Source organism: Vibrio sabulosilitoris (assembly GCF_055391395.1).
The window spans coordinates 1,802,520-1,818,252 of the sequence record NZ_AP029599.1 but is presented as its reverse complement, the minus strand read 5'-3'; the positions used below and the strand labels follow the sequence as shown (position 1 = coordinate 1,818,252).

Genomic DNA, 15,733 nt, shown 5'->3' with positions numbered 1-15,733 from the left:
TTGGATCTCCCCAATTAATCGTCACTCAAAGATCTAAATTTATTCTCAATATCGATAAGTTGTTCTTCTACTTCTATTATCGCCTGATTAACTTCTACTCTATCAGGAGTTAATACTGCTGATTTAAGTAACACCGGATCATAAGTAACCTCGACACCCTGTTGTTCAAGCTCTGACAACATATAGCTTGCCTCTGCCAAAATAATTTCTGCTTTAGGTAGGCTCTTTATCTCGCTAACAAGTTCCGTTTCAATTTCAACCTGGGCTTTGTGTATTCCCACATCAATTTCATTGAGTTCCTCTAGAACTATGATCTGGTCAGGATATTGATTAGTTTTTTTTGAAATCGGTGCTTCTGATTCGTGAAGACTATCATCACTATCCATAGATTTTAAAAATTCTGTATCTTCTGTATCTAAAGAGCTATTAACCTCGCCATAAGATCTTATTGCAGCTTGCTGAAACTTACTTGTCTCGTTAGCCTTCATAGCCACTAGAATGATACAACCCATAGTAAGGCCCACAGCCAAACATACCGTTATCTTCATATCTGCCCCACTCTTAGCTTTTTGATAAGTTAACTATTTTTGATGTTAATCCATTCATCACCATCAAAATTAAAGCCATACCTAATAAAACTTGAAATAACATTCCACCAAACTTAGAAAACATTGTCTCACCAAGCATTAATGGAACGTTATAATCTATTATTTGTGTTTGATTAGTATTAGTTTTAGAGAGCAGCTTACCGTCTGGAGATATAACAGCAGTGATCCCAGCATTGGTTGAGTGAATGGTACTTTTGCCAATTTCCAATGACCTAGCTTGCGCTACGTTAAGCATCAGTTTCTTTAGCCAGTTGACATCGGTCCAAGCAACATCGCTAATCAAAATCGCCAAATTAGTATTGGGACCATCGATTTGCTTTCGAAACACATCCGAGAAGAGGGCCTCATAACACACACCAAAAACCGCAACGATTTTACTGACTGCATAACTTGACTGTTTTTCTGTTCCCAAGTTAAGTCTGTACTCTCCAGAAAGGCTCAGGTCATCAAACCAAGCAGCAAACCAATGCGGCACATACTCCCCAAAAGGAACCAGCTTTGTTTTAAAGTAGACAGGAGGACGATCCAAGGCACTAAAAATCGCATTGTATTGGTCATCAGCCTGCCGATGTGAGCCCCCCCAAAGTGTTGATACTTCCTTGTGACTAAGCCTGTCGAATTGTTCACTTAAGAAAGGGCGCATCTCTTGCGCAGAGAATGACACACTACTTTCTGGCCATACGACCAGATCTGGCGTTGGTTTTTGCAATGATAAGGAGACATATTTAGCTGCACGTTGAATCACATCATTTTTAGACAGCTTACTTGCACTATCAAAATAACCATGGACAACACGAACTTTGGCCGTTTCGATAGTCCGAGTCTTAGATAGAGTGCCAAGTACTAAGCTAGATACAGGAAAAAAACACACAATAATGCCAAGCAATAACCAAACCCTGAAGTTACTTCTCTTAGCGTAAATTAGCCAAGAAATATAACTTGCCATTGTATAAAAAATGAGACTAACACTATGTGAGCCAAATGTTTGATACCATCCCTTTAAACCTAGATTTAGCGCGACATAACCCGGCTGAAGCCAGGGGAAAGACAATGAACTATATTCACGAAGAATATCTATACAGACTAATACAACTGGTAACAGTATAAACTTATGCTCATCTTTAACCATACTCAACAATAAAGGAACTAGTAAGTAACTGAGTGACAATATCAAAAGAATGAGAAAGACTAATGTTAACTGATTAATCCAACCCGTATTATATTCATCGAGAATGTACTCCTTCACCCAGTAGAGTGACGTCAGATAGAAGCCTATGCCAAACGCTAGCCACATAGAAATAGCAAGCTTTATTCGAGAATCATACACTCCAATCGCGAACAATAAGATTAAAGATGCGAGTAGAATAGGTGGAGCCAATAGGCCCAATCGATAAGAATAAGCATAAACTATTCCACAACTAAAACTCACCAAGCATTTACTCATAGAGCACAGTCACTGAACACCAAACATGTACTAACTATATGTACAGCTAATAAATAAAAGATCCTGCAAATAAAATGATTAGATGCACCTCTCATCGCTTAATCAATTATTACACTGCTGTTGCATTGTAATGCTGCGATAAGATTTAACCCCGCCTTATACCTGTGATCATTGAAGTTGCTTGATTTTTGATGAAATCAGGATCATGCTATGGACCATGAAAATTACACTGACTTCTCAGCAAAAGCAGCAACTTGAACAGATGCACGACTCAACTCGTGACGGACGAGTGCGTGACCGCATTAAGCTGTGTTACTTGCTTCTGAAGGCTGGAGTCAGACTATGATTTCCCAAGCCCTTCGCATCCATGAATCAACTGTAGCTCGCCATCTCAGCGACTATGTTCTTTCAGAGAAACTTAAGCCTGAAAATGGGGGTAGCCAAAGTAAACTGTCTGCTACTCAAACCATGCACCTCATCGAACATTTGACTGAAAATACCTATTCTCATACTCATCAAATTGTCGCCTATGTAAAAGAGGAATTTAGCCTTAGCTATACGGTTTCAGGCATGAATAAGTGGCTTCACCACAATGGTTTTAGCTACAAGCAACTAAAGGGCACTCCTCACAAGTTTGATGAGGCTAAACAGCAAGCTTTCATCGAAGCTTATGACGCTCTAAAGTCGAGTTGTGGAGAGGATGAATCGATAGTGTTTATTGATGGCGTACACCCAACATTATCGACCAAAATCTCTCATGGGTGGATACGCACTGGTCAAGACAAAGTGCTAGAAACGACAGGTAATCGCAGTCGTTTGAATCTTGTTGGTGCACTGAATCTATCGGATATCGGAGGGACAATTGTTAGTGATTACGAGAGCATTAACAGTGAGAACATTGTTCGCTTTTTCTGTAAGCTCAGAGAGAGCTATCCTTTGAGCCACAAGCTCCACATTATCTTAGATGGAGCTGGGTATCACCGCTGTGATTTAGTTAAAGACGCGGCACTAGTTCTTAATATTGAATTGCATTACCTGCCACCTTACAGTCCAAACCTCAATCCGATAGAACGGCTTTGGAAGGTGATGAACGAGAAGTCGAGGAATAACGTTTACTTTAAAAGTAAACGAGACTTCAAGGAAGCAATTGCTCGATTCTTTACTGTAACTCTTCCAGAGATAGCAGGCTCGTTGACGTCTCGAATCAACGATAATTTTCAGGTACTTAAACCCGCATCTTCAAGTTGATTGGGTATAAATGAATACTGGCCCACAGCTAAATTACCACCAAACCATTGAATTTAAAACAGATTTAACTAAAATGATGGAAAGAAAAAATACACCACAAAAATTGGATTGAGTGCACAGTGAACCAATGATGCATCAGACAACTAATTGATAGCGACTAAAGAAAAGGGAATTTAATGTTCAATAAAGCGCTAGCGTTCCTAATAGCGTCTGTAAGTATGAATTGCACAGCAAGTTCAATAACGTTTACAGATGCTGCAAATAGAGAGATTACCTTAGACAAGCCAGCCGAAAAAATTGCCATATTGTACAACTACACCGACTATGCGGCAGTTGCTGGTGATGAGTGCTTTAAACGTGTTGTTGGGATTGGCAAAAAAGCATGGTATGGATGGCGCAACGGCATTTGGAATCACTATACGGAAGCCTGCCCAGAAATAGAGAAAATTGCAGATATTGGTATGCTTCGCTATGGTGACTTTCATATGGAGCAAACGATAACCCTTACACCAGACGTATTAATCCTACCTATGTGGCAGTACGAAGCGATATCTAATGTACAAAAGAAGCAGTTTCAAGAGGCAAACATTAAGCTTGTTGTCACAGATTACGCAAGTCAACAATTAGAAAGTCATATAAAAAGTACACTTGCTATTGGATATGCTATCGATAAAGTGGACCGAGCAAGAGATATTGTTTCTTTTTACCGAGAGCAAATTAGCGAAGTTACATCTCGTGTTGCTGATTTACAACCACAGCCTACTTACTATGTTGAGAAAGGACAAAAAGGAGCCTTATATCAGGATGAGACATGGTCAAAAGTGGTATGGGGGCAAATGGGAGATACTGCTGGAGGCTCTAATATTGCCGACGGCGTAATTAAGGCAGGTAAGAATGGTACTCTGACGGCAGAGACAGTTCTTTTTCGCAGCCCTCAACATATCTTCATTACTGGTTCACATTGGGTAAAAAACCCAGACGCGCTATCAATGGGTTATGGTATTGACCAATCAGAGGCAAATAACATCCTTATTTCTTATAAGAACCGCTTAGGCTGGGCTGACATAACCGCGCTTAAGTCAGGTCAAGTTTACGGCTTACACCACGGTTTAGCTCGAAGCTTGATGGATTTCGCAGCTATTCAATTTATGGCAAATCAATTCTATCCAGATAAGATGCAAGGAATTGACCCGGAGAAAAATCTTATCAAATTCCATGAGAAATTCTTACCTGTCAAATATCAAGGCACTTGGTTATTTAAGGCTCAATTTTAGTAGTGAAGAATGATAAAAAATAAATTCGATAGCAGTTCAATAGTTGGGCTGCTTCTTCTATCTTCCCTGTTGCTCATCCTATTTTCCTTCGATTTGCAAATAGGTACGTTTGATATATCACCACAGGACATACTTCATACGCTGGTTGGTATCGAAGAAAACACTCAGAAAGCACTAATAATTGAAAAAATTAGGTTACCAAAATCACTTATGGCTATTGTCGTAGGTACAGCCCTCGCAATGGCTGGCTGTTTGTTACAAACATTACTCAATAACCCTATGGCAAGTCCATTTAGCTTAGGAGTGTCCTCTGCTGCTGCTTTCGGTGCGGCAATGGCAATTCTAACTTCATTTTCGATACCACTCTTGTCTTCAAGCTTAACTATTGCTTTTGGGGCATTTATCGCAGCGACTTTATCTTCGCTAATTTTATATTGGTTTGTATCAAAGACTCAAGCTAATGGGGCGACATTAATACTTGTAGGAATCTTGATTAGCTTTACTTTCCAATCAGGACTTTCAGCTGCACAGTTTTATGCATCCCCAGAAGACTTGGCACAAATAACTTTCTGGATGTTTGGATCGTTGGAAAGGGCTAGTTACAGCACAGTATTGATTGTTACTTTGGTTATTATAATTTGCTTACTTTTTACCATTCCACGAGTATGGTCTCTCACAGGCTTGAGACAAGGCGATGAAAGAGCAGAGGCTAATGGAGTCCCATTAAAAAAAACTCGATTGCAATTCTTTCTAGTTGCTTCCTTGTTAACATCAATTGCAACTTCATTTGTTGGTATTATCGGTTTCATAGGACTAATTTCGCCCCACCTAGCTCGCAGCCTCTTTGGGGAAGATCATCGCTATTTGCTTCCTAGCTCAATGCTGATTGGAGCTAACACGATGGTTGCGGCATCAATCTTGAGCAAGATTCTGAATCCAGGGGCAATATTCCCGATTGGTATTGTGACGGCATTAGTTGGTGTGCCATTAATGCTTGCAGTATTGGTGCATAATCGAGGTGAATTATGGAACTAACAATCAAAAATATTAATGTTCAGTTTGATGGTAAAAATGTGTTAACATCAATAAACCATGAATTTACTCCGGGAATCTACGGCTTATTAGGAAAAAATGGAGCAGGTAAATCCACATTGCTCAATGCAATTAGAAATAAAACTGACTTTAAATGGAGTGGCGACATTCGCTTTAATAAAAATAAGTTAGATGCTCAATTCATCAAAGACAACATTGGCTACCTTCCTCAAATTAATGGTTGTAATTCAGCCTTAACTGTAAAGCAAACATTATCAATGGGTTTGTATAACGAATTAAAATGGCGAGTCACTAGAAAGCAGTATTTACGCATTAATGAAGCTATCGATATGCTAGAAAAACAATTGTGTGTAGACAATATAGCACAAAAGAAGCTCAACGAACTTAGCGGCGGTCAGAGACAACTTGTGTTACTTGCTCAGTGCTTAATTAAACAACCTAAAATTTTACTTCTTGATGAACCTTGTACCCATTTAGATATTCGTAATCAAATTATTTTGATCAACCGAATGAAAGAGCTTGAAGACATGATCATCATTAGTACCATGCATGAAATTAATCTTGCAGTGCAACATGTCGACACCATTCTTTTACTACATAATGGCAATATCGCTTATTCGGGTCAGAGCCAACATATTGACCCCGACATATTGCAAAGGGTATACGGTGTTAAAACGATCTTGCTCGAGCAAAATGACGTTCGAGATTTTGCCTTTACAGATATACTTTGAGGGCACACGGTAAAACAAGTGTCCAAGGTGCTTTTGTCCCAAACGATCTGTAACGCGTCTCTGCACTAGCAAAATTAGCTTACTAAAGTATCCATAGTAACACTTTTGTAATTAGTATGGACAATCTGCATTTTGACCCAGTTAAGGGGGCCCCTCAAAGAAGATCACTTGAGGGGCTCTAGCCATGTTCAACGTTGTTATTAGTTTTTGAACATACAGTATGATATATCAATAAAATATCCCATTATTGATATAAGTCACAATAAAGATAATTTAACACAATGGTTGAGTGACCATCGAACAGTTCGTGATAGATGTTTAAGCAATTCGTTCTGAGAAAGTTTGGGCTACACTACCAATCATGCCAAAATTGGTGATGACGACTGTGGTGTTAAACTTTATGAAGAAAGAGCTTTAGCTGTTTTGTGCTTCTATGGAAGTACAGAATTTCACACATTCAGGTCGTTGGTAGGCTTAGTAGACCTGCACTCAAATTGGGAGCACAATTCGTCTCGCAGCCCCAGAAGACTCTGAGTTCAGCCCAACAATTATTAAAGGTCAAAGCTATTACTCGCGTCACCGAGACGTCACCAAAATGACAAAGCCCCGACAACTCATTGAGCTATCGGGGCTTTTCGGAATATATGGCACGCCCTGCAGGCAGTGTTTTGAGAGTTTAATAAAATTTACTTACGCTTAATTATTCTTTACATTCATATACTTAACTTCAATATTACCGACTTGACCCTTTAACCAGATTTTATCAAAATAGCTCTGAATGAACACCGTCGGCACCACATAGGCACCACAGGATTTGGAGGCTAGCAACGATGAAAACCGGATTCAGTTTTAGTAAACGAGCCTTGGAAGCGTTGGAAAAACCGAAACGTCGCACAAGGTATAGGGATATCGGTGGCAGCCATAGCGTTAAGGGGCTGGTGCTCGATGCCATGGTGTCCGGAAACAAAGTATTTCGCTTCGAGAAGAAGGTCAACGGCAGGAATATCAAGGTCACCTTTGGACACTTTCCAGAAATCACCGTTGAACAAGCCAGAACGCTAGCCAGAGAAGCCGCAGCCGATATTGCTGCCGGGATTAATCCAAATCGACAAAAGCAAGAAGCCAGAGACAGCCAAACCTTTGATGACCTGTTTGCTATCTATGTCGCCAACTTTGAGCTGGATATTAAGGCCGGAAAACGGCGTGAAAGTAGCCTCACCTCAAATAAGACCCTTTACCGTCTCCATCTTCAACCCTTGATTGGTAAAAAGTCGACGCTCGATTACGACCGAGCCAGTGCCCGTGCCCTACTACAGAAAATCCTTGCTCAGAAGAACTACAGCCTGCACAACCACGCTCTGACCATACTCAAGTCGATGTACAACCGGGCTTACATCGAGAACAACCCATTCGACAAGATTAAGAAGATTGATGAGTCGGTGTTCAGCCGTAATCGCACCCTGTCCAAGCCTGAATTAAAACAGTTTCTGTGGTCACTGGGCCAAGAAAAACAAATCTATCAGGACTGTATCTTGTTACTACTCATAACCGGACAGCGAAAGTCGATGGTGCTGTCGATGAAGTGGAAAGAGATCGACCATGATGCAAAACTCTGGACGATTCCAAACAGCAAAAATAAGAGCAAAAAACCGCACGTGGTACCGCTTACTTCAGAAGCTATGAATATATTGAATCGTCGCGCTCAGGAGGCGGAAATTAACGAGGAGTTTGTTTTCCCCAGCGTAAGAAGTGCATCAGGGCATATCACAGATAAAAGCGGCTATGGTGGATTCTGGCACCGAATCACGTCAAGAATCGATATGTATGATCCCAAAGACCCGGAAAAGCATCTTACGGTACATGACTTACGCCGCACACTAGCAACCTATCAGGTAACCTCTGGTGGCTCTCTCCAAGCAACCAGCAAGCTACTCGGTCATTCAAACATCAGCATAACCAGTAACGTTTATGCTCACCTCTCTGTCGATGGTGTCCGTGAAGCATTGGAGAAAACGTTAGACTATATGTTGCCTAGTTCCGAGCCGGACAAGCTGGCGAAGTTGAAAGCAGAGATTGATGGCTTGAGTCAGTGTGAGAAACAGGAGATTTGGGCTTACTTGACTAACAGCGTACACCTAGAACCATCCTAATAGATTAGCTCAACAAATCATCAATTTAGTAACGTGGCTTAAGCCGGAGGAAGCCACGTATTTAAAGGCTTCAGCAAAGTTGAAAGCCAGTTTAAGTACTAAGCTTATGCTGGCTTACGTAACCTATTAAGCTGAATGTTTATCAGGCTTTTGAGCATTTCATTAACCCTTTAACCAACATCGGGTTAAAGGGTTAATGAATATTGAAACCTTCACTATGATGAATCGCTCAAGAGTTTACTTTGTATCATCGTTTAAAACACCATGTAATCTGTACTAATTCAGACCTAACTTGGCAAACTACTCCGCTTCACTTTTGCCCACAAGTGTTAAGAAAAGCAACTAATGGTTGGCATTTTATAGAGGGTCTTGTTCGACCTACCCGGCTTGCTTTCCAACAAGCCTTCTGTGACCAAGCGTTTTAAAGCCTTTCCGACCGCTCTCACATTGGAAGTTGGGATATTGGCATACTCGCATACAGCCGTAGCGGTCATGTTTTCAAATGACCGATTATCCATATCAACATCGATAAACTTGTCACGGAGGATCTCATAATACGAGCTTTTGAAATCATGGCTCTTGTTGGCTTCTGCCGCCATTGCCAGTTCATCTTCTGACAGCTCCCATGACTCACCTGCTTTATACAGCTGATAGGCTTCAAGCCAGAACTGCTTAAGCCTGTATGGCTCAATCAAGGTTAAGCGGCCATTGTCATAGTCCCAGCCTAAAATGTCGTTTACCCTGTCCATATCGACACGTTCGGCCAGCTCAATTACGGCATAACGGCTAGACCCTGTTTCGTCGCGGAAAAAGTCAGTGCCGTTGACGGTGGCAATGAACAAGGTTTGCCGTGGCTTTTTGATATCTTTCTGTCCATAAGGGGGGCGAACAGAATCAATCGATTTGGTGAAGAAAGCTTTCAAGCCACCCTGGCTGTTTCTCGACGTTCGTTCAAGTTCCCCTAGCTCAACGATCATGGATTTGATGCAGCTAAGCACTGAGTCCTTTTGATCCGGATTCAGCTCTTGACCTTCTAAGAAAGCACCATCAAGCATATTAGCAAAACGTCTGATAAACGCGGTTTTGCGAAATGATTGATCGCCTTGAATCACGGGAATCAACTTAGAGCTGAAGTTGGGCTGATAGACCGCAGCAACCACTGCGATAAAGAACTTTTTCATCACGCTATGGGCCAATGGTCTGTTTTTGGCATTCATGGCTTCTATGAGTTGGTCAATCCGCCCTATTCCATCCCAGCTATCACCTTTTAGGTAATCGGCAAACGGGTGGTATTTATTGCTCTCAGCTAATGCAATAAGGTGGTCATCAATCAAGGTCTTTTTAAAACCCGCTTTGTAGCATTCGTCTAATAGGCGACTACGCTTGTGGTCTTGGCTCTTATCTACCAGAATTCCGTTCTCGAATAGTTCAATTTCGGTGTTCATTGAGTTTACAGCGATTTCTAGGTTAGCGTTGGAAAGCACCACCTTTAAGTTACTGGACGTTCCCAAAGGCTTTAAGCTTGCGTCGAGATCGGGATACTCCGTTGGTATTTTGTCTCGGCACTTATTCTGTTGGGATCGATTAGGCTTTGACTGTACAAGAGCCTCTCTGTTTGAGTTACTCATACTATTCTCCGTACTGGTTCATCAATAAAACTATGCGGTCTGTGTGCACATACGGCTTTCGAGAAATGCATCTAAGTCAGCAACGGTATAAAACACCTTGCGACCGACCTTGATGAACGGCAGTTTGTAACGGCCTGTCGACGCCCACACTGCGAGAGTGCCCTCAGTCACACCTAGATACTCAGCCGCCATTTTGCGATTAAGTTTGTTACCAAACTTCGAAGTTGAATTGCTATTAATCATTGTTAATCTTCCTTTCTAAGTTATGCCCCGATTGGACAGGTTTAACTTAAAGTGGACTGAAGTTGATCACAATTGGATTGGGGGTACGGGTTTCAACAGCAAGATAACGCAGACACTACCCTAGCCATTGAATTTATTGGAATAAACTGAGTACGGATAGTAAATTTGGGGCACCAAATGTATACTAATATTTTGTTGGCTAAACCATGGATAGGGAGACCAACTAGTGCCTGAACTTCTAGTAAAAATGCCATTTGCTCGGAGCAATAAAACGGGAAAGATCATTGGTATTGAGCAAGTAGAACGAGGCGATAAATGCGATTGTCGCTGTCTATGTTGCAATACACCTGTGACGGCAAGGCAAGCCAATATTAACCAGTGGCACTTTAGTCATCGAGTGAATGAAAACTCAACTGCTACAGAATGCCGATTCTCACCCGTAACCGCCATTGCACTTATTATCCGTCAGCAACTTTCTGAGTTGAGGTCATTCAATCTCAACGGTTGGGACTTCGACGTACCTGAGTGGGAAATCGATGTATTAAAAAACGGTGTCAGAGTCGACGCGTATGCACTAGACCCGACTACTATGCGAACGGCAATCATTGAGATACCCTTTGCCAATGATCAAGGTAACGATCTCAATGAGTGTTCCACAGAGTTCGACTTGATACTACGTATCGATACTCATGCTATGAGCCGTGACCTATACTCTAAGACCACTCCTAATGTGCTTTATCGTGCCGAAGAAATATTCGAACAATTGCTTGAGCATTGGGAAGATTGGGTGACTGTTGAGCGAGGTCCAGACCTTGAACTGCCGACTGAGCAAATAGAAGACTCCACATGTACAGATCAAGCCAATATAGCTAGGGAAGATATCGACAATACCCCAGCTCATTCTTCTGATCAGAGTTTATGCGCCCGTTGTGGGCTTCGGGTAGGTATTTATGGAAAAGGGCTACTTTGTAAGCCTTGTGTCAATGAGGAAGTCGGACAAAGATTTCTCAATTTAACTGAAATGAAGAGATATTATCAACAGCACTGTTGATAGTGACCCTTCGTTGCCAAGCGTCCGCTATTTTGACAGAACTTTCCTGCGGGCTAGAAATAACAATTCCGCAAGCATTTTTGTAGAGTGTGTCCTTTATGACGTTATATCACTCCATCGGCACATTTTTGGACAAAAGCATTTTATAGGATTTGCTAAATTAGAAGATTACGGATTACTTTCAGTATCGAAAATATACATATCATTGACCAGAGTCTCTCACGCTGAACTAAGTGGTGCCGGACACCCAAGCCACAAAGCCCACCGTTCTACAAACCAAAAATACGTCACTCCATGGCATCCACTTTAGTGACTTGTTACCGAGATTCCGCACCTTATTCAGGAATAAACCGCTTCATAGAACTTACCCAGTAAACTAAGCAGCCGAGTTTGGTGCTCTTGAAGCCCTGTAATGAATCGTTGGTCGTTAATATCTAAGGTATCTATTCCCTCGAACTTCAAGAAGACCCAGCGTGCAGTCGGTTTCGATGTTTGCTTGTTCTTAACCATACTCGGGAAAAACTCCTCGGTTTGTCCCAGTTGCTCTCTGATCTTGTGCTCTAAGCTGGCATAAACTAGCAGACTCAATGTCATTATCATGAGTAACGCTTCAATGCGTTGGGGCTTTTTCAAAAATATTGAAGAGGTCAAAAACTCGGGACTTTTTAGAAAACGGAAGCCACGCTCAACCTTTTGTTGAGACTTGTAGTGATCTAGAAGTGCTGCCATTGTCAGACTTTCGTTGCCGATGTCATTAGTGGCTAGAATGAACATGCCTACTTTGAGCTTTGCTAGCTTCACTTTTTCTAGGTCGGTGTACGGCACGGCCTCTATAAAATACTGATATCCTGAGGGTTCATCGCCTTTCTTCGGACGACCTGGATTGGCATAAATAGCAGCTTTGACGATAGCGGAGTGTTCAAAGCCTAGTAACAGGCACTGCGCCTTGAACTCCTTAAGCGCATGCTCAGCATCAGTATCGCATGCAAATGGCTTTTTACTGAGCTTGTTCAACGCTCTGATTTCTTTGGCGATGTTTTTCTCTAAGTTCTTGTAGAAGGTAATTTCTTCTCGTTTAGTTGCTTGCTCACTGTGAACCAACAACCACCGCTGAGCAACCTTGCCATAGTTTGAGTCTACCCAACATCCTGAATAGCCATCTACAATCTTACTTAACTGCTCTGGCTCTAGGCTAAGTAGTGCTTGTTTTGCTTGCTTGATAGTCATTGGAACACGGGTAATGAACTTTTGTTTTTGCTCATCAAGTGAGCAGATACTTTCTTCAGTGTATAGGGCTGCATCAGCGATAAAGTATCGACTATTCTGTGCCGCTTTTAAGCAATGGATATGATTACTAGTGACTTCAGCGAATGCCTTGGCATCATTGGTGTTGCCACTAAGCGCCTGCATATAAACAGGAAGGCCAGCTTGGTTTTCACAAATGAGCTCAAGAACCACCTGATTGAGCTCAGGACGATGATCTCGGCTATAGCCCTTCACTAACTTGATTGCCTTGGTATCTTCCTCGTGCGCATACTCACCATCAACGTGAAAGCTCGTGATATCAAGGTGTACAGAGTCGCTAGCGAGGCCAAGTTTATCGACCACACGTTCGGCGATGACCTGATAAAGCGCTGAGACATCGGCCTCATACAGCGCATCCAAGGTTCGGCCGAGTACATCATCGGTGAGATGGTGCGCTTCAATATCCTTAGCAAGCAACTTAGAGATGGGTTTGGTTTCAAAGAAGTCAGAGAACATATGCAATGTTCTACTGTGAAAGCCTAACCCATTGAGAATCATGGCTAAGACTGCATCACCATGGGAAACGTTGTGATTAGAGTACTTGGGAATGACTGAATCTATCATTTTTGATAGGCCAATCTCGTGACAAAATGCAGCAATGAGCCCGAGGTGATCCAAACGCTTAATAACAGGTTGCTGAGTAGGCATAGTTTAAAACCGTCAAATAACAGTAATAGATCAAACCTGCAGATCGCGGTCAAGATGTTATCATCCTTTTCACTGCTAAATGTTCACTGGATCACACTATTTTAATTCTAAAATTAGGTGCGGAATGACGGTTGTTAAACGACTTGTACAACGCCAAAAACCAGAAAAGAAATGACCCCAAGAACAAACATTAACAGTTGCGTAGCTGTCGAATAGTGCGACCACTTATCATAGTTTTTCAAGGAGTTGATTGTTTGCGATGTTAAATCAAGTACAGCTTCGTCAAGAGCTCCAGTTAGTTTTTTCTTATTTTCTTGGGGACCTATAGACCTGAGCCTTTCCCCGATAATGCCTTTACTATTGAAAAAAAGGACCTTGTAAGAGTTAAGGTGGTAAGAACACCAGAGACTTAATACAGCCGCAATAATCGATAATACAAAAAAGCCCCAAGAGGCAATTAAAGCTTGATAGCAAACCATTTCTTCTTTACCCGGAGCTATTAACGAACCAGAGAATGAAATAGTACCAACAAGTACTGCACTAGTAATCGTGAGTAATGCTTTACAGACATCTATCCTTGTGTCCCAAAATGAGCTATGAATTGACTCCATTTTTTCAGCAGTGTCTGTCACTGTCTTACTTACGACTGGCTTTACACTTTCAACATCGATTTCTATCATATTTCACCCTTGTCGCTTAACGCCTGCAATGAGGTGTGCCCCTCTGAACCAATCAAGCGCACTAAATTCGATAACAAAAATGCCTAGTGTAAAGGCATAACCTTGATTGCATTGTTATAACCCACTTCGCGATAATCATGAGTTAGGCATACCTACTAACCCTCTGATACAATATAAATATCACTTGGTTCGTAATCATTATTTACAAATAGAACTGGAGTATTCTCTTCTTCAATACCCTCAAGCATCAACGCTGCCTTCGCTTGGTTAAATGACTTTTCAACAGAAAGGCCAAAGCCCAACGAGGAGTAAAGCTGCGCTGCAAATACTTTAGCACCATTGTCCGTTATTGATGTATTCATACCAATAGCGCATTCAATGTACTCAGTTACCTTATTAGCCTGATTTTTTGAATGACAAGTATTGAAAAAAACCAATCTCAGATTATCATTTGCAACACTCATTGCCTGTACAATAGAATTCAAAGACACAAGTTTAGTATTGGCATTATTATCCATTAATACTAGTTCATCATTACTACTTCCATGGCCACTGAAGTGAACCACTGTAGGCTGATATTGGTTAATATATTGTAGAATATCACCAGGCCTCACAGCCCAACATGATTCAAACTTCACCACATCACGGTGCCTAGATTTCATGATCATTTCTTTGATGGTTCGAACTTCTTCATCAAGGCTTAATTGGGCTTGATCTCTAGGGTTTGAAGCAAAAAATAGTACCGTAATTTCATCAGGTAACCCTTGAATTTCAGATATTGCTTCCGAATGTTCCACCAATTTCTGATTTACTTGACTAAATGCTTTAGATTGCTCTCTTTGAAAGTTGTCTTGCATTTTTTGTACTCTTTTCTGTTCTTTTATTTCTTCATTAGCTAGTTTCTTTAGATCATTTTGTAAATCAATATTTTTCTTTGCAATTCTAGACTCTAAATTAGCAATTTTCTTCTCGACTTTAGCTATATCTTCCTGACAGCGATAAATATCTTTTTGACGACTCTGTATAGTATTAAAATTTTTGGAAGAGTTCATTTGACGTGCAGCAGTTTGAATTTTTCTATTTATATTAGCGATTTTGGCTTGCTCATTTGCTTTCTGAACAGTGAAGCGAGCAATTTCATTTTGCTTCCTCGTAACATTATTACGATACGTATCTATCATTGCCATATTATGAGTACCTATTTCTATTTTAGACTTGGCTACTGTTCACTCAGACTATGAACACTACTAGTTACCTCAACAATTACTTAATAAACACAAAAGCTGACCCAAACAAAAACTCCATGTGTTTAGGACAGCTCAAATTGCTTGCTACAATGGTCTTTCATCATCCATAAACTTGCACGTTTGAACGAACTTGTCCTCCATTACCACCTAAGTCAATTGCCACATGCCAGTGCCCCGTACGTGGAACAGCTAGTTGAGTCACAGAGGTGGTAGCATGGCCCCCGAAATACTCATAACGTTGCCTGTTTTTATAACGTTGAAAATTTGCTGAATCCATAAGTTGAACATTAGCCGCATGGCCTTGCAAAGTAATTTCGACTGTTGCACCTTGCCTCAGCTGACCTAAATCATAATGTTGAAAGTTCATTATTCACCCACATCAGTCAATTTGATGTCACAACATGTGACACACTCCAATCTAGT

13 protein-coding genes and 1 pseudogene are annotated in these 15,733 nt (G+C 41.2%); 6 read left to right on the top strand and 8 right to left on the bottom strand.

What is annotated here, in order from left to right:
- Positions 1–14: 14 nt before the first annotated feature.
- On the bottom strand, positions 15–548 hold the full coding sequence (locus ACZ5R2_RS08625) for a hypothetical protein (protein WP_464901870.1): 534 nt from the start codon (positions 546–548) through the stop codon (positions 15–17).
- A gap of 13 nt (positions 549–561) precedes the next feature.
- Positions 562–2,052: an apolipoprotein N-acyltransferase gene (gene lnt / locus ACZ5R2_RS08620; protein ID WP_464901869.1), complete on the bottom strand. Its 1,491-nt coding sequence runs from the start codon at positions 2,050–2,052 to the stop codon at positions 562–564.
- Positions 2,053–2,269: 217 nt separating this feature from the next.
- Between lnt and ACZ5R2_RS08615 the strand changes: the two are divergent.
- The 5 genes and pseudogenes from ACZ5R2_RS08615 (at position 2,270) to ACZ5R2_RS08595 (ending at position 8,508) form a co-directional block, all read left to right on the top strand.
- A pseudogene (locus ACZ5R2_RS08615) lies at positions 2,270–3,300 on the top strand (IS630 family transposase).
- A gap of 176 nt (positions 3,301–3,476) precedes the next feature.
- Entirely contained in the window at positions 3,477–4,574 is a 1,098-nt protein-coding gene (locus tag ACZ5R2_RS08610) for an ABC transporter substrate-binding protein (RefSeq protein ID WP_464901868.1), read from the top strand.
- Between the two features lie 9 nt (positions 4,575–4,583).
- A complete protein-coding gene (locus ACZ5R2_RS08605) occupies positions 4,584–5,609 on the top strand; it encodes a FecCD family ABC transporter permease (RefSeq protein WP_464901867.1) in 1,026 nt (341 codons plus the stop codon).
- On the top strand, positions 5,600–6,358 hold the full coding sequence (locus ACZ5R2_RS08600) for an ABC transporter ATP-binding protein (RefSeq protein WP_464901866.1): 759 nt from the start codon (positions 5,600–5,602) through the stop codon (positions 6,356–6,358). The genes ACZ5R2_RS08605 and ACZ5R2_RS08600 overlap by 10 nt, the downstream gene beginning before the upstream one ends.
- 830 nt (positions 6,359–7,188) lie before the next feature.
- Entirely contained in the window at positions 7,189–8,508 is a 1,320-nt protein-coding gene (locus ACZ5R2_RS08595; RefSeq protein WP_464901865.1) for a tyrosine-type recombinase/integrase, read from the top strand.
- A 329-nt stretch (positions 8,509–8,837) separates the two neighbouring features.
- Here the strand turns inward: ACZ5R2_RS08595 and ACZ5R2_RS08590 are convergent, their stop codons facing one another.
- Together ACZ5R2_RS08590 and ACZ5R2_RS08585 are read right to left on the bottom strand one after the other, a co-directional pair.
- Positions 8,838–10,136, bottom strand: coding sequence for a VapE domain-containing protein (locus ACZ5R2_RS08590; RefSeq protein WP_464901864.1), 1,299 nt, complete (start codon positions 10,134–10,136; stop codon positions 8,838–8,840).
- A 30-nt stretch (positions 10,137–10,166) separates the two neighbouring features.
- Positions 10,167–10,379 (bottom strand): helix-turn-helix domain-containing protein, encoded by a 213-nt coding sequence (locus ACZ5R2_RS08585; RefSeq protein WP_464901863.1) that lies wholly within the window; start codon positions 10,377–10,379, stop codon positions 10,167–10,169.
- A 226-nt stretch (positions 10,380–10,605) separates the two neighbouring features.
- Here ACZ5R2_RS08585 and ACZ5R2_RS08580 point away from each other — a divergent pair, with 226 nt between their 5' ends.
- The gene (locus tag ACZ5R2_RS08580; RefSeq protein ID WP_464901862.1) at positions 10,606–11,430 is read left to right on the top strand and encodes a competence protein CoiA family protein; all 825 of its coding nucleotides are present in this window, start codon (positions 10,606–10,608) and stop codon (positions 11,428–11,430) included.
- A 339-nt stretch (positions 11,431–11,769) separates the two neighbouring features.
- On the opposite strand, the gene ACZ5R2_RS08575 is transcribed toward ACZ5R2_RS08580, so the two are convergent.
- From ACZ5R2_RS08575 to ACZ5R2_RS08560, 4 genes are all read right to left on the bottom strand, one after another.
- Positions 11,770–13,383 carry an IS1634 family transposase gene (locus ACZ5R2_RS08575; protein ID WP_464899543.1) on the bottom strand — a complete coding sequence of 538 codons (1,614 nt, stop codon included), beginning with the start codon at positions 13,381–13,383 and terminating at the stop codon, positions 11,770–11,772.
- A 134-nt stretch (positions 13,384–13,517) separates the two neighbouring features.
- A complete protein-coding gene (locus ACZ5R2_RS08570) occupies positions 13,518–14,063 on the bottom strand; it encodes a hypothetical protein (protein WP_464901861.1) in 546 nt (181 codons plus the stop codon).
- Between the two features lie 155 nt (positions 14,064–14,218).
- Entirely contained in the window at positions 14,219–15,250 is a 1,032-nt protein-coding gene (locus tag ACZ5R2_RS08565; RefSeq protein WP_464901860.1) for a CHAT domain-containing protein, read from the bottom strand.
- Positions 15,251–15,410: 160 nt separating this feature from the next.
- A complete protein-coding gene (locus tag ACZ5R2_RS08560) occupies positions 15,411–15,677 on the bottom strand; it encodes a DUF1883 domain-containing protein (protein WP_464901859.1) in 267 nt (88 codons plus the stop codon).
- Positions 15,678–15,733 lie beyond the last annotated feature (56 nt).

What these genes read in the sequence shown, in the direction of transcription:
- ACZ5R2_RS08565 (WP_464901860.1), bottom strand. Translation starts at nt 15,250, where the DNA reads ATGGCAATGATAGATACGTATCGTAATAATGTTACGAGGAAGCAAAAT.
- ACZ5R2_RS08560 (WP_464901859.1), bottom strand. Translation starts at nt 15,677, where the DNA reads ATGAACTTTCAACATTATGATTTAGGTCAGCTGAGGCAAGGTGCAACA.
- ACZ5R2_RS08590 (WP_464901864.1), bottom strand. Translation starts at nt 10,136, where the DNA reads ATGAGTAACTCAAACAGAGAGGCTCTTGTACAGTCAAAGCCTAATCGA.
- ACZ5R2_RS08575 (WP_464899543.1), bottom strand. Translation starts at nt 13,383, where the DNA reads ATGCCTACTCAGCAACCTGTTATTAAGCGTTTGGATCACCTCGGGCTC.
- ACZ5R2_RS08595 (WP_464901865.1), top strand. Translation starts at nt 7,189, where the DNA reads ATGAAAACCGGATTCAGTTTTAGTAAACGAGCCTTGGAAGCGTTGGAA.
- ACZ5R2_RS08625 (WP_464901870.1), bottom strand. Translation starts at nt 548, where the DNA reads ATGAAGATAACGGTATGTTTGGCTGTGGGCCTTACTATGGGTTGTATC.
- ACZ5R2_RS08605 (WP_464901867.1), top strand. Translation starts at nt 4,584, where the DNA reads ATGATAAAAAATAAATTCGATAGCAGTTCAATAGTTGGGCTGCTTCTT.
- ACZ5R2_RS08585 (WP_464901863.1), bottom strand. Translation starts at nt 10,379, where the DNA reads ATGATTAATAGCAATTCAACTTCGAAGTTTGGTAACAAACTTAATCGC.
- lnt (WP_464901869.1), bottom strand. Translation starts at nt 2,052, where the DNA reads ATGAGTAAATGCTTGGTGAGTTTTAGTTGTGGAATAGTTTATGCTTAT.
- ACZ5R2_RS08600 (WP_464901866.1), top strand. Translation starts at nt 5,600, where the DNA reads ATGGAACTAACAATCAAAAATATTAATGTTCAGTTTGATGGTAAAAAT.
- ACZ5R2_RS08610 (WP_464901868.1), top strand. Translation starts at nt 3,477, where the DNA reads ATGTTCAATAAAGCGCTAGCGTTCCTAATAGCGTCTGTAAGTATGAAT.
- ACZ5R2_RS08570 (WP_464901861.1), bottom strand. Translation starts at nt 14,063, where the DNA reads ATGATAGAAATCGATGTTGAAAGTGTAAAGCCAGTCGTAAGTAAGACA.